The 21897-nt window shown below is 75.9% G+C and carries 20 protein-coding genes; 5 read left to right on the plus strand and 15 right to left on the minus strand.

The features are described 5' to 3' along the window. Positions 1 to 15 precede the first annotated feature (15 nt). Together AC07AL_RS02785 and AC07AL_RS02790 are read left to right on the plus strand one after the other, a co-directional pair. Positions 16 to 558, plus strand: a complete 543-nt coding sequence (locus AC07AL_RS02785) for an HAD domain-containing protein (RefSeq protein ID WP_400984400.1) — start codon at positions 16 to 18, stop codon at positions 556 to 558. A gap of 11 nt (positions 559 to 569) precedes the next feature. Continuing rightward, entirely contained in the window at positions 570 to 857 is a 288-nt protein-coding gene (locus AC07AL_RS02790; RefSeq protein WP_363579166.1) for a hypothetical protein, read from the plus strand. Between the two features lie 78 nt (positions 858 to 935). Here AC07AL_RS02790 and AC07AL_RS02795 read toward each other — a convergent pair whose 3' ends face one another. The 13 genes from AC07AL_RS02795 to AC07AL_RS02855 form a co-directional block, all read right to left on the minus strand. Then, positions 936 to 5042, minus strand: a complete 4107-nt coding sequence (locus AC07AL_RS02795) for a LysM peptidoglycan-binding domain-containing protein (protein ID WP_478316556.1) — start codon at positions 5040 to 5042, stop codon at positions 936 to 938. After that, positions 5042 to 5488 (minus strand): hypothetical protein, encoded by a 447-nt coding sequence (locus tag AC07AL_RS02800; RefSeq protein WP_371520841.1) that lies wholly within the window; start codon positions 5486 to 5488, stop codon positions 5042 to 5044. Before AC07AL_RS02800 ends, AC07AL_RS02795 begins: the two co-directional genes overlap by 1 nt. A 164-nt stretch (positions 5489 to 5652) precedes the next feature. Beyond that, positions 5653 to 6183, minus strand: coding sequence for a TadE/TadG family type IV pilus assembly protein (locus AC07AL_RS02805; protein WP_400805062.1), 531 nt, complete (start codon positions 6181 to 6183; stop codon positions 5653 to 5655). Further along, on the minus strand, positions 6180 to 6596 hold the full coding sequence (locus tag AC07AL_RS02810) for a TadE/TadG family type IV pilus assembly protein (protein ID WP_159398548.1): 417 nt from the start codon (positions 6594 to 6596) through the stop codon (positions 6180 to 6182). The genes AC07AL_RS02805 and AC07AL_RS02810 overlap by 4 nt, the downstream gene beginning before the upstream one ends. Further along, complete coding sequence (locus AC07AL_RS02815; RefSeq protein WP_363579173.1) at positions 6593 to 6880, minus strand: hypothetical protein; 288 nt, start codon at positions 6878 to 6880, stop codon at positions 6593 to 6595. Before AC07AL_RS02815 ends, AC07AL_RS02810 begins: the two co-directional genes overlap by 4 nt. Before the next feature lie 54 nt (positions 6881 to 6934). Further along, positions 6935 to 7813 (minus strand): hypothetical protein, encoded by an 879-nt coding sequence (locus tag AC07AL_RS02820; RefSeq protein ID WP_363579175.1) that lies wholly within the window; start codon positions 7811 to 7813, stop codon positions 6935 to 6937. Beyond that, positions 7810 to 8772, minus strand: a complete 963-nt coding sequence (locus AC07AL_RS02825; protein ID WP_363630645.1) for a type II secretion system F family protein — start codon at positions 8770 to 8772, stop codon at positions 7810 to 7812. Before AC07AL_RS02825 ends, AC07AL_RS02820 begins: the two co-directional genes overlap by 4 nt. Then, the gene (locus AC07AL_RS02830) at positions 8769 to 10409 is read right to left on the minus strand and encodes a CpaF family protein (protein ID WP_478316558.1); all 1641 of its coding nucleotides are present in this window, start codon (positions 10407 to 10409) and stop codon (positions 8769 to 8771) included. Before AC07AL_RS02830 ends, AC07AL_RS02825 begins: the two co-directional genes overlap by 4 nt. After that, positions 10399 to 11691 carry a hypothetical protein gene (locus AC07AL_RS02835; protein ID WP_363579181.1) on the minus strand — a complete coding sequence of 431 codons (1293 nt, stop codon included), beginning with the start codon at positions 11689 to 11691 and terminating at the stop codon, positions 10399 to 10401. Before AC07AL_RS02835 ends, AC07AL_RS02830 begins: the two co-directional genes overlap by 11 nt. Further along, positions 11691 to 12506, minus strand: a complete 816-nt coding sequence (locus AC07AL_RS02840; protein WP_363579183.1) for an SAF domain-containing protein — start codon at positions 12504 to 12506, stop codon at positions 11691 to 11693. The genes AC07AL_RS02835 and AC07AL_RS02840 overlap by 1 nt, the downstream gene beginning before the upstream one ends. A 242-nt stretch (positions 12507 to 12748) precedes the next feature. Then, positions 12749 to 13693: a hypothetical protein gene (locus AC07AL_RS02845; RefSeq protein ID WP_363616808.1), complete on the minus strand. Its 945-nt coding sequence runs from the start codon at positions 13691 to 13693 to the stop codon at positions 12749 to 12751. Beyond that, positions 13687 to 14250 carry a hypothetical protein gene (locus AC07AL_RS02850; protein WP_363616806.1) on the minus strand — a complete coding sequence of 188 codons (564 nt, stop codon included), beginning with the start codon at positions 14248 to 14250 and terminating at the stop codon, positions 13687 to 13689. The genes AC07AL_RS02845 and AC07AL_RS02850 overlap by 7 nt, the downstream gene beginning before the upstream one ends. A gap of 196 nt (positions 14251 to 14446) precedes the next feature. Next, on the minus strand, positions 14447 to 15301 hold the full coding sequence (locus AC07AL_RS02855; RefSeq protein ID WP_363579189.1) for a hypothetical protein: 855 nt from the start codon (positions 15299 to 15301) through the stop codon (positions 14447 to 14449). 202 nt (positions 15302 to 15503) lie between these two features. Here AC07AL_RS02855 and AC07AL_RS02860 point away from each other — a divergent pair, with 202 nt between their 5' ends. The 3 genes from AC07AL_RS02860 to AC07AL_RS02870 all read left to right on the plus strand — a co-directional run bounded on the left by AC07AL_RS02860 (position 15504) and on the right by AC07AL_RS02870 (position 18066). Further along, positions 15504 to 15947 (plus strand): pyridoxamine 5'-phosphate oxidase family protein, encoded by a 444-nt coding sequence (locus tag AC07AL_RS02860; protein WP_063350036.1) that lies wholly within the window; start codon positions 15504 to 15506, stop codon positions 15945 to 15947. A gap of 134 nt (positions 15948 to 16081) precedes the next feature. After that, positions 16082 to 16534 (plus strand): MaoC family dehydratase, encoded by a 453-nt coding sequence (locus AC07AL_RS02865; protein WP_363579191.1) that lies wholly within the window; start codon positions 16082 to 16084, stop codon positions 16532 to 16534. A 347-nt stretch (positions 16535 to 16881) separates the two neighbouring features. Then, a complete protein-coding gene (locus AC07AL_RS02870) occupies positions 16882 to 18066 on the plus strand; it encodes an MBL fold metallo-hydrolase (protein ID WP_478316691.1) in 1185 nt (394 codons plus the stop codon). Between the two features lie 34 nt (positions 18067 to 18100). On the opposite strand, the gene AC07AL_RS02875 is transcribed toward AC07AL_RS02870, so the two are convergent. Both AC07AL_RS02875 and AC07AL_RS02880 read right to left on the minus strand, forming a co-directional pair. Beyond that, on the minus strand, positions 18101 to 19045 hold the full coding sequence (locus AC07AL_RS02875; RefSeq protein ID WP_363630650.1) for a DUF389 domain-containing protein: 945 nt from the start codon (positions 19043 to 19045) through the stop codon (positions 18101 to 18103). A 117-nt stretch (positions 19046 to 19162) separates the two neighbouring features. Beyond that, positions 19163 to 21883 carry a DUF7824 domain-containing protein gene (locus AC07AL_RS02880; RefSeq protein WP_478316561.1) on the minus strand — a complete coding sequence of 907 codons (2721 nt, stop codon included), beginning with the start codon at positions 21881 to 21883 and terminating at the stop codon, positions 19163 to 19165. Positions 21884 to 21897: the final 14 nt, after the last annotated feature.

Raw genomic sequence — 21897 nt, forward strand, 5'->3', positions numbered from 1 at the left:
CGCTATCGTGCCGTCATGGCAGGCCCCGGTACACCTCTCCTGTTCCTCGACGTCGACGGACCACTCATCCCCTTCGGCGCGCCGCCCCCTGGCGGCTACCCCGTCTTCCGCGGCGACTCCGCCGCCGCACCCGGTCCGGGCGTCAACCCCCTGCTGGCCCGCGTCGATCCGGCACTCGGCGGGTGCCTGCTGAGCCTGCCGTGCGAACTGGTGTGGGCGACGACGTGGATGTCCGATGCGAACGAGTGCCTCTCCCCCCGGCTCGGACTGCCGCAACTACCCATCGTGGACTGGCCGGTGGCGGAAGGCGACGAACCGGCCGGCCTGCACGGGAAGACCCGCGCGCTGGTCGCCCGAGCTGCCGGCCGCCCGTTCGTCTGGGTGGACGACGAGATCACCGCCACCGACCGCCGCTGGATCGCGGCCCACTCGCCCGCCCCCGCACTCCTCCACCGCGTCGACCCCCAACGCGGCCTCACCGCAGCCGACTTCGCCACCCTGGACGCCTGGTTGCGCGCGCTACCGACTCGACGCGCCCTGGACTCCCCGACCATCTAGACTCCCGGACCGTGGACTACGCCGCCGGACCGCCCCTGCCCTGGCACCTGACGCTGGACGGCGGGGCGGTGGTCGAGCTGTGGGCGGACGGGTACGGCGTCGAGGGCGGGGCGTACGTCTTCAGCGTGCTCGCCCGGGCCACCGTGGCGGAGCAGGGGCAGGTCGACGTCGTCGCCCGGACGCCGGCGGACCCGACCCGGGTGGGTGTGACGGTGGCCCGCGTCCCGGTCGCCGCCGTCTGGGACGTCCACACCGCCACCGAACGCACCGTCGACGGCCGGTGCGTCTGCCCGACCTGACCGACCCCACCGGCCCTGCCCTGCATGCCGCTGCCCGGTCACCCCGAGGGGCGGCCGGGCAGCGGCATGCAGGGGACGTCAGGAACCGGCCAGCAGATCGCGGAGCAGGGCGACGGTGTCGGCGTCCAGGTCACGGCCGGTGCGGCGGCTGAGCGCGTCGAGACGGTTGACGGCGCGCAGGAGTTGGTCGCGGGCGCCGGCCGAGGCGTAGGCGTAGAAGAGGTCCCGGTGCAGGAGTTCGACGTCCGGGGCGACGGCGAGGCCGCGGAAGACGGCGGCCTCGGCGCTACGGTGGTCGCCGTACTGCAGGCGGCGGGCGGCCAGTTCGTGGGCGGTGTCGACGATCGCCGCGATCATGTCCTGGCGTTCGGCCTCGGCCCAGCCGTAGGAGGCGGGCGGGGCCTCGGCGAACGGGGCGCCGCGCACCAGGGCCAGGGCGTGGGCGAGGGCGGCGTCGGCGGTGGCGCTGGTGCTGCGCATGCCGCGCCGGTAGAGGCTGCGGAACTCGTCCCAGTCGCAGGTGACGACCGGGGTGAAGGAGTAGCCGTCGGTGGTGTCGGTCGGCAGGAAGGCGCGGCCCTCGGGCGAGGTGCCGAACCAGGCGGCCAGGTCGGCGAGTTTGCCGGGGAGCGGGCTCTTGGCGTCGGCCGCGGTGGGGTGCGGGTCGAGGTGGGCGGCGCCGGGGTGGAGGTCGTGGTCGAGGGCGTGGTGGTCGGCGCCGGGCCGCAGCGCGAGGTAGACGGCGAGTTCGGTGAGCCGGGACAGCGCGCCGGGTTCGGCGGCACCGAGGGCTCCGGCGACGTCGACCGGGCCGAGCAGGCGGATCCGGGGGGCGTTGCGGGCGGCGTGCGCCTCCGGGGAGCGCAGGATGGCGAGCAGGTCGTCGCTGTCGCTGCGCCCGGGGGTGGTCTGGGCGACCGGGGCGGCGGCGGGGCCGGGCTCGGATCCGGGTTCGAGCCCGGGCTCGGCGTAGGAATCGGCCTGGGAGCCGGCTTCGGCCGGGGCCTCGGCTTCGGTGCCGGGCACGAGGTCGGGCGAGGGCTCCGGCCGGGACGGGACGCGCGGGTCGACGCCGGAGGGCGCGGGCGCGGGCTGGTGGACCGGGGCCGGCTCGACGGGCGGCGGCGGCACGACCGGCTGGACGGACTGGACGGACTGGACGGCGGGCACGGACGGCACGAACGGCACGGGCTGGACGGACGGCACGGCGAGGACCGCCGCGGGGGCTTGCTGCGGTGCCTCCGCCGCGTCCCCCGCCACCGCGTCCGGGCGGCGCAGGTCCCGGGTGGCCTCGTCCGCTGCCTCGTCCGCGGCCTCGTCAACGACCTGACCGACCACGAGCTCTTCCTCGGTCCCGATCCCGCTCCCGGTACCGGCTCCGCTCCCGACCTCGACCTCGACCTCGGTCTCGGTCTCGGCGGAGGCGGCCTGCCGCCCCTGTCCGTTGACCGCGTACCGCCCCGGCCCGGCCGGAGGGGCCGGCACCGGCGTCGCCGGGTCGGTGCCCGCGAACGGGCTGGCGCCGGTGCCGATGACCCGGGCGAGCAGCCGGGGCCCGGCGGCCGTGTCCGTACCGCCCTGCACGCCGGCCGCGGGGGCCCCGACGGCGGCCAGTACGGGTACGGCGGCGGGCAGTTCGGCCGTGTCGGCGTCGTCGTCCGCGTCGGGGTCGAGGCCGGGACCGTCCAGGGTCCAGGCGGGGGCCGGGTGCTGGGTGAGGTCGTCGGCGGCGCGGAGCAGTTCGGCGACCTGGTCGTACTGCTGGTCGCTGAGCCGCTGGAGTTCGACGGTGAGGTGCAGGCCGGGGATGGCCGCCTGGCCGGTGGCCGGGAGGGTCCAGCGGGCGACCGGGCCGGTGCCGCGTTCGGGGGCACGGGTGATGACGGCGACGCAGGTGCGCGGCCGGGCGTCGAGCAGGCGGCCGAGTTCGGCGGGGACCTCGCCGCCGGGCTGCTGGGCGCAGAGCACGATCTCGGGGGTCCAGGACTCGTCGGCCTGGCCCCGGCTGCGGGCGTCGCGCGGGCTGGCGGCCTCGGCGGCGACCAGCGTGGCGCGGGCCTTGGCGGTGCGCGGGCCGAGGGCGGCGAGCGCGGCCTCCAGGGTGGGGTGGCGGTGGATGCGTTCGGCGGCCGGGCCGCTGATCGGCACCTCCTCGGCGAGGTCGACCAGGTGCAGGTGGAGCCGGTCGGCGAGCGGGCTGTGCGCGAGTTCGATGGCGAGGGTGCGCAGGATGTCGCGGGCGTCGTCGGGGTGGCCGGAGAGGTGGAGCAGCCGGACGGCCTCCAGATCGGCGAGGACGACCGAGCCGTCGGGCGAGGTGCCGAGGGTGACCAGGGCGGGGTAGGGCGCGGCGGTCTTGCGGGCCTGGGCGGCGCTGAGCAGGTCGCCGGAGTCGAGGCTGCACCACCAGACGTTGGCGGCGTGCGCGGCACGGAACGGCGCGATCGGGGTGGCCGGGCCGGAGAGGTGCAGTTCGATGGTGTGGCCGGGGGTGATCCGGGCGGCGACGATGGCGGGCAGGCGCTTGCCGCCGCGCACGGTGTTGCGGGCCATGGTGCGCAGGGCGCGGTCGAGCAGGTCGAGGCCCGCGTCGTCCTGACGGGCCCTGAGCTCGTTCTCGAAGGCGGCGGCCTCGGCGTCGGGCATGGTGATGCGGTGCCGGGGGCGGCGGGCGCGCAGCTGGGTGCCGCGCTTGTGCGCGACGGTGCCGACCATGACGGCGGCGAGCAGGACACCGACGGTGGAGGCGGTGAGGGCGATGGAGTAGTCGTCGCCGGCGGCCGGTTCGGCGTGCGCGGCGGGGGCAGGCGCATGGGTGGGCGCGTGGGTGGGCGCCGGGGTGACGGGATTGGACGCGGCCGGGGTCGGCGCGGCCTGGGTCGGCGCGGGGGCGGGGGTGGCGGGCGCCTGATCGGCCGGCGGCTGGCCGGTCGACGGCGCCGACTGCGGCGCCGGAGCGGGAGCGGGAGCGGGAGCGGGCTCGGACGAAGGAGCAGGCGAAGGAGCAGGCGCGGGAGCGGCGGCCCCCGGCACCGTGAGCACCATCCCGGGCACCAGCACGTCCGGATCGGTCAGCCGTTCCCCGTCCGGCGCCTGGGCGCCCTTGTTCGCCTCGAACAGCTTCGGCCACGCCTCGGCGTCCCCCAACTCCCTTTGGGCGATGGCGGACAGGCTGTCCCCGCCCTGGACGGTCACCGTCGCATGCCCGCCCGCACCCGGCTCCGTCCCGGCCTGCGGCACCTGGGCCGACCCGGCACCGGGAGCGGGGGCGGGGGCAGGCTCGGACGAAGGAGCGGGCGCAGGAGCAGGCGCGGGCGCCGACCCGTCCGCCTTCGCGTCCCCCGGCATCAGCAGCGCCCACCCCGGCTGGATCGGCCGGTCGGCGTCGAAGCGGATGCCGGAATCGTCCATCACCCGGCCGTCGTTGAGCTTGGCGATATCCACCCACCGTTCACCGGAGCCCAGTTGGCGTTCGGCGATGGACCACAGGCTGTCGGCGGGCCGACTGTCCCGCACGGTGTACGTGGGGTTCTGCTCGGCGGCGGGCGCCAGGGCGGGCGCGGCCTGGGCGGCGGGCAGGGCGGCGCGCTGCACGCCGGCCGCCAACTGCGCGGGGGCGGTGGCGGTGTGGGCCGGGGTGGCGGCGAAGGCCGAGCCGGCGACCGGCATCAGCGCGAACACCGAGCCGACCAGGCCGGCCGCCATCCGCTGGCTCCAGCCGAAGGCGGGGATGCGGCGGGCGATCCGGCCGCGCAGCTGCGCGGGGATCTCCAGCAGGACGGAGAGCGCGAAGCAGGCCCAGGCGAGCCAGCCGACCACGACCAGCAGCCAGAGGAACAGCCGTCCGTCGTCCGGGCCGGTGAGCGCCTGGCCGACGCCCTCCGGCGCGACGTCGCCCATCGCGGCGACCGCACGGGTGCCGTAGAGCAGCAGCGCGGGGACACCGAGCAGCAGGGCGAGCAGGGTGACCAGCGCGGCGAGCGCGGCGATCAGGGCTGCGCCGCGGCCGCGCCCGCGCGGTGGGCGGGGCGCCGGGGCGGCGGGGCGGCCCGCGGCCCGGTGTCCGGTGTGGGCCCGGCCGTCGGCGCCCCGGGCCTGGTCCTTGGCGCCGGGGCTCCGGCCCTTGGCGGTTCGAGCCCGGCCCGGGGCGGTTCGGGCCTGGTCCTTGGCACGTGGCGCGGCCATCAGTCGGTCTCCGCTTTCTCGACTCCGTGGACGAGGGTCGCACTGCCCTTGCCCGTTACCTTCCGCTCCCCGAGCGCGCCCAGCAGGACGGGCCGGTAGTCGGCCCGCACGGTGACGGTGACGACCTTGCCGTCGCCGGAGAACTCGACCTCGCCCGCCTGAAGGCCGTACAGGGCCAGGTAGGCGTCGGCGGCCTGCCGGACGTACTCCTGCTGGACCTTGAAGCCCTTCCCCTGGAGGACGGCGGCCTGGTCGAGCTGCTGTCCGCCGACCCGCGCGGCCTCCTGGGCGTAGGCGTCGGTGCGTTCGGCGACCCGCAACCGGCCGCCGGCGTCGATCACCAGGGCGATGACGAGCACGACGTAGGCCGCGCAGATCGCCACGAAGAGGGCGACCGCGCCCCGGTCGGAGCGGCGCCGGCGCCGCGCCCTGACAGGCACTCCCATCCCCCCTGCCCCTCCCGCCCCTCGTCCTCCCCACCGGCCCCCACCGGGCGCCGGCCGGTCCCGTCGCGTCATCCCCCGTGCGCTCTCCGCTTGCGTCTCCCCCGCGCGGGCCGTCCCCAATCCCCCGTCGTGGCCCGTGTCCCGCCGGGTGCCGCCCCGGGTCGTCATGTGCCCCGGTAGCGGTCCACCACGGAGGTGAACTCGCCGACGAGGTGCTTCGTCACGGGTACGCCGGACGGTCCGCCGAGCAGGTCCGCCAGTTCGACGTCGCACACCACGGTGACCTTGACGGTCGTGACGGCGCCGCCGGGCAGGTCCAGTTGGCCGGGCACGACCTGGACGTCCCCGTTGCGGCAGGAGACGCCCTGCTGGCGCAGCGTCGCGAGGGCCGAGTCCCGGCCCGGCTGCGTCATCCCGTCGACGCTGCGCTGCAGCGAGGCGGTGCGGGCGCCGGCCCGGGCGGCGGCCTCGACCGTACCGGCCGTGGTCTGCACCCGCCCGGCGGCGATGGCCACCAGGACCAGCCCGACCACCGGGGGCACGACGATCGCCGCCTCGATGGCGACCGCGCCGCCGTCGCTCCGCCGGACCGGCCACCACCGGGGTCGGCGCGCGGCGCGGGGCTCGGAACGGCCCTCGGAACGGCGCTCGGCGCGGAGCGCCGGCCACCGATCGGCCCAGGTCCGCGGTCTCACGGCGCCACCGCCACCGGCGGGACGAAGTGCTCGCGCGGCGCCTCGGCGAACTGCGTGAGGGCGGGTGCCGACAGCCCGGGTATCAGCAGCGGCGGGCGTACCGCCACCGTGACCCGGACCACTTCGGGCGTGCTGCCGTCGGTCGTCACCGTGTACGAGTGCACGCCCTGCCGGTCGAGGAAGTCCCTGGCCTGTCGGCGCGCCGCCTCGTTCTTCACCTCGTCCGTCGCGTTGCCCTGGATCCGGCCGGCGTCCACGCCCTCGCGGGCGGCGGTGAGCGCGAGCTGGCGGTCGTACCACAGCAGCGCGGCCTGGACGACGAGCATCAGGAGCACCAGGACGACCGGGAAGACGATGGCGAGGCTCACGCTCATCGACCCCCGGTCGCCGCGGCGGCGAGGTCGGTACGTCACTTGGTGGCGCCTCCCGCGCCCGCACCCGGCATGTTCGGGTCCTGCTCGACCTTCTGCACGACCTTGTCCTTCAGCAGGTACAGCGCGGTCGCGACGGCGCCCGCGACGAAGACCAACGCGATGATGGCGAGGGCGAGTTCGATGCTGATCGCGCCGCGGTCGCCGCGCGCGCGGGCGGCCCGCAGCCGGCCGAGCCGCAGGGTGAACAGCAGCAGGGCGAACTGCACGGGCAGCAGGACGGGCCGGATCAGCCGGCCTGCCAGGTGGACGAGTCGGACGGTCATTCGGGTCTCCCGGGGGTGGAGTGCGGTGTGGTGCCAGATGCCCTGCGAGGAGGGTCAGTTGAGCATCTGGTGGAGTGCGGGAAAGACGATCAGGACGGTCATCAGCAGGGTGAGGGCGGCTCCGGGTGCGACCATCCGCTCGCTGTCGGCGTTGGCGCGGGCGAGGTCCTCGGCGAGCAGCTCACCGCGCAGGCCCTTGGCGCGCGCCCGCAGGGTGTCGTACACGGCGGCGCCGTCGGTGCCGGACAGCCGCATGATGTCCGCCACGTCCTGCAGCGGGCTGAGCCCCAACTCCTCGGCCAGCGCGTCGAGTCCGGCCCAGGGCGGGAGCCGGTCGGTGGCGGCGCGGTCGAGGGCGTCGCGGATGCGCCGGAACACGGTGCCGCGCCCGACCGCGGCGGCGCGGCGCAGCGCCTCGGCGGGCCCGCAGTCGGCGGCCCGTTCCAGGGCGACGAGTTCGAGGTAGGCGGCGATGCCGTGCAGGTACTCGGTGCGCGCCTCCTTGGCCTCGCCGCGCACGATGGCGTCGGGGACGAACCAGAGCAGGCCGGCCAGCAGCGGCCCGGCCAGCAGCGGCAGGGCGAAGGGCAGGCCGATGTCCATCAGCGCGGCCATCGCGCCCAGGTAGGCGGGCAGCAGCAGGCCGATCGCGGCGAACAGCAGCTTGTGCACCATGAACCGGGCCGGGGCGCGGCCGATCAGGGCGAGTTCGCGGTGCGGCAGGGACACTCCGCGCAGGCCGATCGAGCGCTCGCCGATCCGGTCGTACCAGCGCGGCCGCTCGTCCGGGTCCGCGGCCCGTTCGGCGGGGGTGCGGTGCAGCCGGTCCAGGGCCTGGCGCAGGTCGGGCGGCGCGGGCCGCAGTTCGGCGATCAGCAGGGCGACGCCGCCGGCGGCGACGGCCCCGGCCAGCACGGACCAGGGGGAGATCACCGGACCTCCCCGAGCTGCTGGAGCGCCTCGTCCTCGCGCACCGGGGCGCGGCGCCCGGCCTTGCCGCGCCGGTCGGGCGCCAGCAGCCGGGGCACCGGCGGGTGCGAGGCGAGGGCGCGCATCCAGGCGATGATCGCGACGAACAGGGCGGCGACGACGGCGAGCACGATCTGGCCGAGCAGCGTGCCGTACGGCCGGGTGTACTCGGTGTTGAAGGAGCCGACCGTGACGACCAGCACGATGATGCCGACCAGCCAGCGGATGGTGGTGCGGTGCTTGGCCCGGTCGGCCTCGATGGCGCGGCGCTGGCGGACCTCCTCGCGCACCGAGTCGGCCATGTCGGCCAGTGCCCGGGCCAGGCCGGGGCCGCTGTCGCCGGACCGCAGCACGAGCGCGGCGAGCACCTTGTCGGCGGTGGCGTCGGCGACGCTGTCGGCGAAGGCCTGAAGCGCCTCCTCGGGCCGCCAGCGGGCCTGGAGCCGGGCGGCCAGTTCACCGATCTCCTCCTCCAGGGCGGCGGGGGCGGTGCGGCGGCTGGTGACGATGGCCTGGTTGAGGCCGACGCCGAGCAGCAGCACGTCGGCGATGCGCTGGGTCCACTCGGACAGCGCCTCCAGGCGTTCGATCCGGCGGGTGTCCGGGCGGGTGGTGTCGAACAGCCAGGGCAGGCCGAACACGGCCAGCGGCACCAGCAGGGCGGCCAGCGGGATGCCGGTGAACAGCCAGGCGAGCGGGGCGCCGGCGAGCGCGAGCGGCAGCTGGATCCGGCGCAGCCGGGCGACCCGGGCCGAGGCGGCGCCGGGGGCGCCGTACCAGAAGACGTGGGCGCGGCCGGCCAGCGGGTTGCTCCGCTCCGGGGTCTCGTCCTCGTCCGCCGGGTCGCTGCCGCGGGCCCAGGCCACCAGGGCGACCAGCCCGCCCGCGACGGCCAGCCCGCACAGGGCGAACAGCAGCATCATCGCGCGCCACCGCCGATCCGCAGTTGCAGCGGGGTGGCCCAGCCGCCGTAGCGGGAGCCGAGCAGGGCGGCGTCGAAGCCGGCCCTGCGCAGGTCGTCCAGGCACTGCGGCGGGGTGTGCGGGACGGCCCGCGGCTCACCGAGGTCCACCCGGGGGCCGAACACGGTGTTCAGCGCGGGCCGGCCGCTCTCGCCGAGGCCGGCGACCTCCAGGACGTGGGAGACGAAGCGGTGCCGGCGTCCGCCGACGGCGGTCTCGTCGACCATGGTGACGTGCACGATGAGGTCCAGGGCGTTGGCGGTGAGCCGGTAGGCGAGCGAGTCGGTCATGTGCGAGCCGTACTCCAGGCAGAGTTCGGCGATGCGGTCGACGACCATGTGCGGGCCGCGGGCGTGCAGGGTGCACATCGAGCCGCCCTCTCCGTTGGTCATGACCCGCAGCATCGGGACGACCTCGCCGGATCGGACCTCGCCGACGATGATCCGGGACAGCGTCATCCGCAGCGCCGCCGGGATGAGGTCGCCGATCGTCAACTCGCCCGCCAGGCGGCCTTCGACGCGTTCGCCGTTGCCCTCGCGGGCCTCCATCGGGACGACCTGGCGCAGGTGGCCGAGAGTGTGCAGCCACAGCTCGAACTCCGACTCCAGGGTGCCGATCCGCTCGTCCGGCGGGATCTCTGCGGCCATCGCGCGCAGCAGGCTGGTCTTGCCGACTCCCTGGGTGCCGGTGATCATCACGTTCTTCCGGGCCCGGATCGCGGCGGCCAGGAACGCGGCCAAGGTGCTGTCCAGGGTGCCGAGTTCGACCATCTCCGGCAGGGTCGCCGAGGCCACCCGGTGGCGCCGGATCGCCACGTACGGGCGGGGCGTCACCTCGGTGAGCGCCTGGAGGCGCATGCCGCCCTCCAGGCGCAGCGCGAGGGTCGGGCTGGCGGTGGACAGGCTGCGCTCGCCGCCGCCGTGCTGACGGGCCAGGTCCTGGAGCAGTTCGACGAGTTCGGCGTCGCTCTCGGCCACCGGCGGTACCTGGCGCAGGGGTTGGTGCACCCGGGAGACCCAGACGTCGTCACAGCCGTTGATCAGGATGTTCTCGATCTCCGGGTCGTCCAGGTAGGGCTGGAGTCGCCCGGCCCGGAACAGCAGGTCGAAGACGGCCTCGGCGAGCGCGCGGTCCTGCTCCCGGGTGGGCGGGATGCCGTGGGTCTGCGCGTAGGCGTCGGACCAGCGGGCGACTGCCTCCTCGATCAGCGCGCGGCCGCGCTGGCGGCGGGTGGCGCGGTCCGGTTCGGCGCCCGAGGTGGCGGTCAACCGGGTGATCTGCTGGTGCAGTTCGGCCGCGACCTGGCGCTTCAGCTCGCGGGCCACCTGCGGGTCGACGGCCGGCCGGGTGGCGGCGCCGCGCAGGTCGAGCGAGGGCAGCTGGGAGGGCACGGCGGTGGGCGTGGCCGCGCCGCCCGCCGGGACGTACGGCGGCGGCGCGGGCTGCGGGGCGACGGGGCCCGGCCGGTAGGCCTGGGGCGGGGCGGCCGCCGGCGCCTGCGCCTGCGCCTGTGTCTGCGTCTGCGTCTGGGCCTGGGTGGCCCAGGGCAGCGCGGCCGGGTCGGCCGCGGGGTGCTGGTGCAGGGGGCTACCGCGCACGGAGCACCTCCCCGGGGTTGTACGGCTGCGGACCGTTCGGGTGTGCCTGATCAGGTGTCACGGCGGGCTGCTGGAGCGGGTAGCGGCCGTCGTCCTCGGGCTCCGGGCGGACGTACCCGGGCTGCTGGCCGTACGGGGCCCCCACCTGCTGGTCGTACGGGGTGGACCCGCCCTGCTGGTCGTACGCGACGTAGCCGGCCTGCGGCCCGTACGGCGGCTGCGGCTGCGGCTGGACGTGCCCCGGGAACGGGGCCGGAGCGGCCGGCTGGGGGGCCAGCCCGGCCAGCGGCGCCACCGGGCCGGTGGTGATCACCGGCCCGACCGGCTGCGGCGGGGTGTACGAGGGCTGCTCCCCCTCCACCGGCCGGTACGCCGTCGGCGCAGCCGCCTGCGGGGTCGGCACCGGGGGCTGGGCGTGAACCGCGGTCGGGGGCTGGGCCGGGGTCCCGGTCCGGGCCGCGGCGGTGAGCTGGGCCGGGACCGGCGCGGCGGTCGGCGCGAGCCGCTGGCGACGGCGGCGGACCAGCAGCTGCACCTCGTCCGCCGCCGAACGCGCCGTCCGCATCAGCTCCGAGCGGATGAACCGCCGGTCGGTGATGTCACCGCCGTCGGAGAGCACCCGGGCGGTGCGGGTGGCGTGCGGCAGCAGCCCCAGCACCGGCAGGCCGAACTCGCGCGCCACCTCCGGCCCCGAGTACGGCCCCTCGGCGACCAGCAGCAGTCCGAGCGCGTCCACCCCGGTGCCGGCCGTGGCGAGGTCCTCGGCGAGCGCGGCCAGTCGGGGCCGGGCCGAGCTCAGGCCGCGCAGCGTGGTGCGGACGGTCACCGCGACCACGTCCGCCCGGCGGGCCAGCACGGCGCTCACGCCGGTGGCGCCGGAGCGGCCGAGGTCCACGATGACGTCGTAGCCCTGCGGTTCGAGGCCGTGCAGCAGGTCGACGAGCGGCTCCCAGGTGTAGGCGAGGCCCGGGGCCTGGGTGGGGTCGGTCAGCCCGGGCAGCAGCAGCCGCTCGGCGGTGCCCTCGGGCGAGAGGTCGATCAGCTGCTCCCAGATGGTCTCGGCGAGCAGTCCGCGCCGGTCCGCGACGGCCAGGTTGCGCAGCCCGTACACCGCGTCGACCCGGCCCTCCAGGGCGCCCGCGAGCACCGCGCCGCCGTCCGGGTCGGCCTCCACCAGCAGGACCCGCCGTCCGGACTCCAGCGGCCAGGCCAGCAGCAGGGCCAGGGCCGCCGTGGTCGCGCCGGGCGCGCCCGGGCCGCCGGCCACCGCGATCACCGCCATCAGGCGCCACCCGCCCCGGTCGGGGGTACGGGGGCCGTGGCAGCGCCGGGGGTGGTCCCGGTCGCCGGGGCCGTCGGCACGGTACTGCCGCCGGTGCCCGCACCGGCGGTCCCGGTCGCGCTGCCGGCCGCGGCGGCGCGCGGGGCCAGCAGGACCTGGATCCGGCCGCCGGCCACCCACTGCGCCAGCCGGGGGCCGTCCGCCGCGCCGACGGCCACGTCGATCACCTGGCTGCCGTCGGTGTCCACCCGGCCGACCGTGATGACCGTCGCGGGCATCGAGTCGGCCTTGGTGTTGTCCGGGGTGTAGACCACGACGATCTGCAGCCCCGGCTGGAGCCGGCTGGCGGGCAGCTGGCTGCGCTTGGCCGAGACGCCGACCACGATCTGGCCGGGCTGCACCGCCAGGGTCTGCGCGACGTCGCCCCTGGTGAGCATCGCGCCGCGCTTGAGGTCGGTGGCGGCCCGCATGCCGACCGCCTTGTCCCGTTCGGTGGCGGACAGCGGCCGCAGCGCCGGATCCCCGGCGATCCGGGCCACCACTAGGTCGTCGTCGGTGATCACCTGCCCCCACGGGATGTCCCGGGCCAGCGCCAGCACGGCGACCCGCTGGCCGGTGCTGTTGTAGAGCACCGCGCCGCCCAGGCCGCCGGCGGCGATCAGCGCGACGGCCATCGCCAGCACCGCCGGGCGCCGTCGCCGGGCCCGCAGCGTCCGGCCGGGGACGTGCGGGGCGGCGCGCCCCTTGCCCTTGCCCGCGCCGCCGCCCGGGGCCTCGCCCGGCCCCTGCCCCTGGTCCGGGACCGCCACGGACACCGCGGCCCCTGCGGGTGTGCCGGATCCCGGCGTCGCGAATGTACGGTTCTCCACCGGGTTCCGCCCTTCCCTCGTGCTCGTTCCGGATCGTCAGTACTGGTTTCTCGGTGCTCGGGTCACCGCTGCTCAGGCCGCCGGTGCCGGGCTTCGACACATGGACTTCGGCGCCGTGGTCGCGTGCGGCCGGGCCGCCGGCGCCCCGCAGCCGGGCCGCGGGGCATCGGACGTCCGCCGCCGCCAGGTCAGTTGAGGACCTGCACCTCGGCGACCTTGAGCGTGAAGTTCGAGGACTGCGGCATCTTGACGTCGAAGGTCTTCGCGTTCGGCCCCGTGACCACGACCTCACCCACCCAGTTCGCCGTCACCGTGCCGTTGAAGACGCCGCTCTTCCTGGTGCCCGAGCCCACGGCGAACTCGTAGCCGCAGTCCGGCGACTTGGCGGCGCCGTACTTGGGGTCGTACGGCGTCCCGGCCTTGTCGCAGGTCACGGAGACGCCGCTGTCGAAGACCCAGGTCACGCCCCTCAGCACCGGTGTGACGGTGACGGAGGCCCCCGGGACGGACAGCGTCTTGGGCGCGGGCGCCGCCACGCCGTCCAGCCAGAGCCAGACCGGCGCCTTCACCACCGCCGTGCCCTTGGGCGCGACGCCCGCCGTCGGCTTCGGGAAGCGCATCTCGTGGGCGAAGCCGAAGCCGACGTCCACCAGGTTCAGCGCCGGCGGCCCGGCCGGCGAGGTGGCCTCGAACACGATCTCGGCGCCGTCCTGGCCGCCGCCCGTCTGCGGGCAGACCTTCGAGTAGAGCGCGCCCTCGGACGGCTTGTGGCCCTGCCACTCCGGGTCGCCCTCGGGGGGCGGGTTGTCCAGCGGGCGGAAGTAGCACCCGACGCCGCTGTTGAACCAGCCGCGCTCCGGGTCGTGGCAGGGCCACTGCTGGTCGTGGTAGCTGCACAGCAGCGGCCCGTCGCCCGTACTTCCGCCACCGCCACCGCCGGGCTGCGACGGTCCGGGCTTCGGTTTCGTGCCCCCGGAGTTGACCCCGGAGCAGATCACGTCCGGGTAGCACTGTTCGGCACCTCCGCCCGGCGGTTCGTCCGCCGCCGCCGACACCGCCGAGGCCAACAGCAACCCGGCGGACAACGGCGCGAGGATCGCGAATCGCCGGGCCGGTTTACGCGTGTTCAGCATGCCCGGTCCACCTCCCGCTTGAAGTCGTAGATCAGCCAACGTGCTTGGAACCAGCGCAGGGACGCGGTCGCGACGTAGCGGTTCAGTCGGTCGCCCGGATCCTTTGCCACCTGGGTGACGGCGTCGACGCGGTGCCATCCCGATACGTCGACGCAGTCCTCGATCACGGCGGTCTGCGGATCGGCTTTCAGGTCAATGGCCTTGACCACCGCCGAATTGCGCGGCGTTCCGGTCATCACCAGTTTGGCGTCGCGAAGTTGGCGGAGACTGACCAGGGTGTCGGTAAGGGCCCGCCCGGAAGAGTACGTCTCCAGAGCGAATCCGTCCGAATCCGACCGCCCGAATGCCTCGGCCTGGGCCTGCCACCAGTCCTGATACGTCTTCAGGGCGAGTCGCCCCATGGCACCTTCCGGCCCGTCCGTCGGCGCGATCGAGGTGTTTACCGAACCACCCGAAGGAGGTACCGGATCCACTCCCGCGACACTGGGCGCAGCCGTTCCGAGCCGATCGACGGAACCGTCGGCACCGCCGCTCGCACAGGCGCCGAGGAGCAACACCAGAACCACCCCACCGACCCCAACCGCCCCAGGGCGCAACACATTTCCGCGCTGCCGCATCGCCCCACCTCGTCGCGACCGACCGATTCATGATCCGTGGCCGCCGGAAGAATTCCGTCGTCCCGCAGGTGTTTCCGCTGGGGATCGATTCTTCGCCAACCCACCCCATCACGGCAACACCTCAGGCCACCTGACCTTACGCGGAAGGCGGTTCCGTCGGGGCACTTTCCCGCCACAGAACGGCCAACAGTTCTTCGGAAAGCGACAATCCGGCCAATGCGCCCCGAACCGCGGCCCGATTGCGCATCAACAGGCGCCCGCCCTGCGGCGGAACGAGCAGGCGCGCGCCCGGCGCACCCGAACTACCCGGCGCTTCGCCCCCGTCGAGCAGCGCGGCGACGGACGGCTGGAGGTCCAGCGGGGCGACGGCGGCCGGGGCACCCGGGACGCCCTGCCGCAGCACGGTGGTCAGGGCGTGGCTGAACGAGCCCTCACCACCCGGCAGTACGGCGTCCCGGCCGCGTCTGCCCGGGGTGTACCGGCCGACCCGGCCCCACAGCGGGACGCGCGGGTAGGCCAGCAGTTCGCCCGCGCCGTCCTCGCCGCCGCCGCGCTCCAGCGCCGCCCAGGTGTCCCGGTCGGCCACCGCGTCGACCAGCAGCAGGGCCTCCTCGTGGTCGCCGTGCACCATCGCGCTGACCACCCAGTCCCAGGCCAGGCCGCGCCGGTAGGCGTTGTCGGCGGTGCTGCCGCCGGTCACCAGGGCGAGCCGGCGCCCGCGCGGATCGACCGCCAACTGGCCGACCAGACAGACCACCAGCCACCGGCCCGGGTGCTGGGCGGCCTCCCGGACGGCGGTGAGCATCGCGTTGGCGTCCGCGTCCGGCGCCACTTCGGTGACCCGGCAGCCGGCCGCGCCGACGTCGAAGCACATCCCGGGCAGCACCCGCGCGAGCAGCCGGGCTCCGTCCGGCGCCAGCGCCGAGCCCCCGAAGCCCCGATCGGGCCCGCCGTTCGCCCCGATCACCACCAGGTCGACCCCGCCCGCCATCCGCACGCCCCCTCCCATGCCGGCCCCGGCGCACCCGGGGCCGCCCGCCGCGCCCGCCGCTGCCGTGGTGAGCAGGGGCGCGTACCGTACCGCCGCCGGGCAGGCTACCGCTCCGGGCGGCCACCTACGGGGCTCCCGGCCCGTCCGCTCAGGGACCATGGGCCCTATCGGCACGCGCGCCGACCGGAGGACGATCGGACGCATGGAGCGTGAGGACCGTGTGGAGACCCTGAGCGAGGCCGAGTGCCTGCGGCTGCTCAGCACCGTGCCCGTCGGGCGCGTGGTGTACACCGAGCACGCGCTGCCGGCCGTGCTACCGGTCTCCTTCGAGGTCCTGGACGGGCGGTTGGTGCTCGCCGTGCGCCGGGGAAGTGCCACCGCGCGCGGGCTTGACGGCACGGTGGTGGCCTTCCAGGCGGACCTGCTGGACCCGGTCACCCGGACGGGCTGGAGCGTGCTGGTCCACGGCCGGGCGGACGTGGTGCGCGAGCCCGAGCAGGTGCGGCGGGTGCTGCGGTCCGGCCTGCGGCCGTGGGTGGGGGACCCGGAGCCGCTGTTCGTCGCGCTGGTGCCGGAACTGGTCAGCGGCCGGCGGCTGTTCCCGACCGGGCAGGACGCGCTGGGGCGCGGGGCGCTGCGGTCCTGAAACACCCGCAGGCCGCCGCGCCCCCGGGTTCCCGCGTTCCTGTGTCCCCGGGTTCCCGCGTTCCGCACCGCTGACAGATACCGGCGGGTACGCATACGCTTCCGGCGTCCTGACCCCTCCCCCAGGAGCGCACCGTGACGAGCTTCGCCTCCCTCGCCGATCTGACCGCCGCCGTCGGCACCGAACTGGGCACCAGCGAGTGGCACACCATCGGACAGCGGCAGATCGACCTGTTCGCCGAGGCGACCGGCGACCACCAGTGGATCCACGTGGACCCGGAGCGGGCCAAGGAGAGCCAGTTCGGCTCGACCATCGCGCACGGCTACCTGACCCAGTCGATGATCCCGGTGCTGGCGAAGGAGTGCTACGGCGTCGAGGGCGTGCGCATGGCGCTGAACTACGGCTCGGAGAAGGTGCGCTTCCCGGCGCCGGTGCCGGTGGGCACCGCGATCCGGGCCACCGCCGAACTGCTCTCGGCCACCGAGGTGCCGGGCGGGGTCCAGGCGGTGGTGCGGTTCACGATCACCAGCGCGGAGAGCGCCAAGCCGCACTGCGTCGCGGAGACGATCACCCGCTTCTACGCGTAGCGGTACCGGACGGTTCTCCGCGTAGCGGCACCGGGCGGTGGCGCTGGGCGCGCGGCCGGGGCGGGGTACGCCGATTGGCCCGCGCGGGGCCGCTCACCAGGTCCGGACGGCCCATGACGAGTAATCTCCGACGAGATGGTTGTCGTACCGCAGCGGCCTCACCAGCCGCCCGGATACGCGCCCCGGCACGCCCGGTAGCCGTGACCGTCCTTGGAGGAGCCTTGCCCCGCCCCGCCCCCTGGTTCTCCCGCCTCGCCGGTCTGTCCTCGCAGTTCACCACCCCGCCGACCAGCAGCCCGACCACCAGCCCGGCCCTCGGCCCGACGGCGAACCGCACCGGGTCGGACCTGGCCCGACTGCCCCGCGCGGCCTGGCACCGGGTCCGGGCCGAGGCCTTCGGGGCCGAGCCCCGGGGCGAACGGCTGGCCCGGATCCACCGCTCCCCGCAGTTCGCCGACGGCGCCTTCCGCAACCCGCTGCCCACCCGCCGCCTGGTCTACGAGCGCAGCCCGCTGGAGATCACCCGCGCCCAGCTGACCGGGGACAAGACCCGCCGGGCGCCGACCGCCGCCGTACCCGTGCACCGGCTGCTCCCGGTCGACCTCGCCCTGCCGCCGGATTCCGGACTGCGGCTCACCTGGCTCGGCCACGCCACCGTGCTCGCCGAGATCGGCGGGCGGCGGGTCCTGATCGACCCGGTGTGGGGCGAGCGCTGCTCCCCGTTCGCCTGGACGGGGCCCAAGCGGCTGCACCCGATGCCGCTGCCGCTGTCCGAACTCGGGCCGGTGGACGTGGTGGTGATCTCCCACGACCACTACGACCACCTCGACATGGCCACCATCCGCGCACTGATCGGAACGGACGCGGTGTTCGCCGTCCCGCTCGGCGTCGGCGCGCACCTGGAGCGCTGGGGAGTACCGGCCCGGCGGATCGCCGAACTCGACTGGTGGGAGTCGGTCGAGGTCGCCGGGCTCACCCTCACCGCCACCCCGGCCCGGCACTACTGCAGCCGCGGCCCGCGCACCAGCGCGCTGTTCCTCTGGGCGTCCTGGGTGGTGGCCGGCGGCGGGCACCGGATCTTCCACAGCGGGGACACCGGCTACTTCCCGGGCTTCGCCGAGATCGGCCGCCGGCTCGGGCCGTTCGACGCGACGCTGATGCAGGTCGGCGCGTACAGCGACTTCTGGCCCGAGGTGCACATGACGCCCGAGGAGGGCGTCCGGGCGCACCTGGACCTCGGCGGCGATCTGCTGCTGCCGATCCACTGGTGCACCTTCAACCTGGCGACGCACCCCTGGGAGGAGCCCGCCGAACGGGTGGTCACGGCTGCCCAGGCGCTCGGCGCCCGGCTGGCGGTGCCCCGGCCCGGCAAGCCCTTCGAACCGGTCGACCCGCCCGCGCTGCGGCTGTGGTGGCGCGCGGTCGCGGCCACGCCTCGCGGCATCGAGCCGCTGGTCCGGGACCGCAGCGCGGTGCCGGACCGGGAACGGGCGACGGATTTCAGCGAGCAGATCTCAAGATCTGCTCGCTGAAATCCGTCATCTGCTCGCTGTTACCTGCCCGCCGTCACTTGTCCGCCCCCGGCCGCCGGCGGCGGATCAGCGCCCAGGCCCGCTGCTGCACCAGCAGGGTCAGCACCCCGGCCAGCACGATCCCCAGCAGGTTCAGCAGCAACTGCACGCTGGAGCCCGAGAACTGGCGGAATTCCCCGTACCCGAGCGCGACGGTGGCGTTGGCGGCGGCGGGCACCGTGGTCACCGAGATCGCCACTCCGACCATCATCCCGGCCTTCGAGGAGGTCAGCGAGAGCACGCCCGCGATGCCCGCCAGGAAGGCGACCACGAAGGACGTCGCGTCGGGCTGCCAGATGAACGAGGTGTTCGGCCGCGCGGCGGCGAACTGGGCCTCGCTGAACAGCCCGAGCCCGTCCATCAGCAGAGAGAACCCGACGGTCAGCGCCATCGCCACCGCGAAGCCGGTGACCAGCGCGTTCAGCGACCGCAGCGCCGGGCGCAGCCGCCGCTGGACCAGCGCCACGCACAGCCCGGCCAGCGGCCCGAACTCCGGCCCGACCGCCATCGCCCCGACGACCAGGATCGCGCTGTCCAGCACCGCGCCGCACGCGGCCAGCATGGTCGCCACGGTGAGGAAGGCCAGGAACACCCAGGTGAGGGTGGACTCCTCGTGCGTGATCTCGGAGACCGACTCCCAGACCAGCGCGTCGGCCCCCTCCCCCGGGGCCAGCCGCTCGGCCTCGTCGGCGGCCGCCGAGAGGGTCAGCTCGATGCCGGAGACGTCGATCGCCCCGCGCTCGGGCAGGCCGGTCCCGCGCAGCACCCCCAGGATCTCGTCCGCCGACTCGCGGGCGACGTCGCAGAGCACCACGTCCCCGGCAGGCCGTACGGCCGCACCCGGCAGCACCACGACGTGCGTCACCCCGACCGCGGCGTCCAGGCTGCTGAGCACGGGCTCCCGCAGGTCGGGCGGGACGATCAGGCGCAGGTGCAACACGAGCACTCCGGTGGGACGGGGCGGGCGAAAGTCCCGCCCACCCTAGGCCGTGACCCGACGCCGCCAGCGATCCGCCGTCACCCGGTGGTGCTCCTCGCCCTGCTGGCGGCCGCGGTGTCACCCCGCCAGGACGTCCCGCAGGGCGCGGGCCTCCTTGACCAGGCGGCTCGATCCGCCCTGCTCCGCCGTCGCCGTCACCTCGGCCACCGGCCCCCGGGCGCGGGTGCGCCGGGCGCAGTCCGCCGCGAGGGCGAGCAGGTCGCCGAGGCCCCGGGCGGGCGTGCCCTCGCCGCCCAGCAGGGCCGGCAGCGCGGGCTCGAGCACCGACCAGACCGTGCCGTAGGCGCCCGTCCCGGCGGCCAGGGCGAGCGCCGCCGCGAGCCGGTTGAGCTTCACCGCGCCGCAGTCGACCAGCGCGCCGAGTTCGCGGCCGAGCTGCGCGCCGTCCAGGTCGCCGCGGGCGGCGAGCACCAGCAGGGCGTCGACGGCCGCCGTCCGGTCCTCGGTGTGCCGGGCGCCCAGGCCGTAGGCCAGCGCCAGGTGCAGGGCGAGCCCGGCCGGGCCGCCGGCCTCGGCGAGAGCGGGCAGCAGCCGGCCCGTGTCGCGCTCGTCCCGGTCGGCGCCCGCGGCGAAGTGGTCGAGCCACCGGGCCGCCAGTTCCTCCCGGTGCCAGGGGAGCATCGCGGCCCAGTGCGCCGTGGGCCGCCACGTCCAGCCGCCCACCTTGCGGGCCCGGGCCACGCTCGGCTCGGTGCCCTCCAGCAGCGCCCTGAACTCGGGGGCGAGCCGCTCGCCGTCCGGGCCCTTCGGGCCGGCCCCGATGCCGGGCTGGGCGACGGCCACCCGCCGGACGTCCTCCCACCAGCGGTCCGCGTACTGGTGGCCGTGCTTCGAGCCCCGGCCGGGGGCGAACAGCACCCGCTCGGACGGCTGGTCGGGCAGGCCGCCGGTGCGCAGCCACTGGGCGGCCCACCGCCCGGACGGCGAGGTGAGCGCCTCGGCGGCGCGCAGCACCCCGGCGTCGGCGCGGGGGCCGACCCGCAGCAGGGCCGCGCACAGGTCGGCCCGGCCGGGGGTGATGCCCGCCGCCTGGTACCCGGCGAGGCGTTCGACCAGCGTGCCGGGGTCGAGCGCCCCGGTGGTGTCGGTCGGGATGGCCAGCAGGTAGGGCGGCCGGTCGGCGGTCACCTGCCAGGCGGCCTCCTCCAGCCGGGCGGCGAGGGCGGTGCCCTGCGCGGTGTCGTTCTGGCCGCGCAGCGGGGAGCGCTTCTTCTTGCCGCCGAGGAAGTCCCAGACCCGGTGCGGCGGCGTCTCGCCGGCCACCGCGGCCGCGACGTAGAGGACGTCCCGGGGCGAGCAGTCGTGCCAGCGGCCGACGCCGCTCCACGGGTGGACCCGCCGGACCGGCTCCAGCGCCTCGGCGAGCGCCGCCCGGTTCTGGTGGGCCTGGCGGACCAGGCCGTCCAGCACGCGCTCGAAGACCGCCGGCTCCGGCTCGTCGGCGGCGAGCAGGGCGGACAGCTCCTGCGCGAGTTCGGCCGCCGAGGCGATCGGCGGGCCGATCGGGAGGGGCTGGGGGGCGGGCGGGAGGAGTTCGTTCCACCCGGTGTCCGGGTCGTCGTCGCCGTCGCCACCGACCGGTGCGCCGAACAGTTCGCCGGCGCGCCGGTGGTGGGCGGGGTTCAGCGCCTCGGCGGCGAGCCGCAGTTCGGGCAGGACGGCCTCCCCGGCCGCGCGCAGGTGGCGGGCCACCACGTTCAGCGCCCGCTCCTGGACGGCCTGGTCCGGGTGCCCGAACGCCTCGGCGGCCGCGAGCACCACCGGCCCGGACCGCCCGGGTGCGCGCCGGGCCGCGCGCTCCAGCCAGCCGAGTTGGGCGCGGACGAGCTTCTTCTCGGCCCGGAACAGCACCACCGCGGAGGACTCGACCAGTACCTCGGGTTCGATCAGCCCGGCCTCGTCCAGCCCGGCGAGCACGTCCTGGGCGTGCCCGGCGACCACCGACAGCCCGTCCAGCAGCGGCACCACGTCCCGGACCCGGGCGGCGTACTCCTGCGGTGTCAGGGCGAAGGCCCGCAGCACGTCGAGGAAGAACCGCTGGTCGGCCTGCTTGCCGCCGCGCAGCAGCCGGGCCAGGCAGCGGTCGATCAGGTCGGCCCGGTCGAGGTCGCCGGCGGCGGCGAGTTCGGCGATCGCCTCCGTAAAGGCGTCCCCGGGGCGGGGGCTGAACCGCAAGGACACCGCGCCACCGATGTCGGCGAGTTCGAACACCCGGGGCAGCAGCAGCGGGGTGAACGCGTCGGCCCGCAGCAGCTCGACCAGGGTGGGCCGTGCGCCGCTGCCCCGGCGCTGGCGTTCCATCCACTCGCGGACGAAGGGCTCGCTCTGCGGCACCGCGCAGCCGGTGCGGCGCACCACGGCCTCGATCACCGGGTACAGCGCCCAGCCCCAGCTCGGCGCCGGCCGGGCGGCGAGCCGGGTGGCCACCTCGATCTGCCACTCCACCGGCTGCGCCGCGACGAGTTGGCCCACCGCCGGGTGGCGGGCCCAGCCGAGCGAGGTGAAGTCGCGGGCGCCGAGCCAGGTGGCGGCCCCGGCCGGGCCGGGGTGGCAGCCGGCGCCGGCCAGCAGCAGGGCGCCCCTGGTGGCGAGCGCCTCCTTCGACCACTCGTCACGCAGTTCCTTGCGCAGCGCCTTCAATGCGAGCAGGCAGTCCCGGCGCTGCGCCTGGTCCAGCGCGGCGACCAGCGCCGGTATCTGCGGCATCCGTCCGCCCCGGACGGCGGCGAGCAGGTCCTCGACCGCGGTCGCGCCCTGCCCCGCTTCCGGCGTCCGCACCCCTACCGGCTCCT

It is taken from the genome of Kitasatospora sp. NPDC043949, assembly GCF_056435365.1.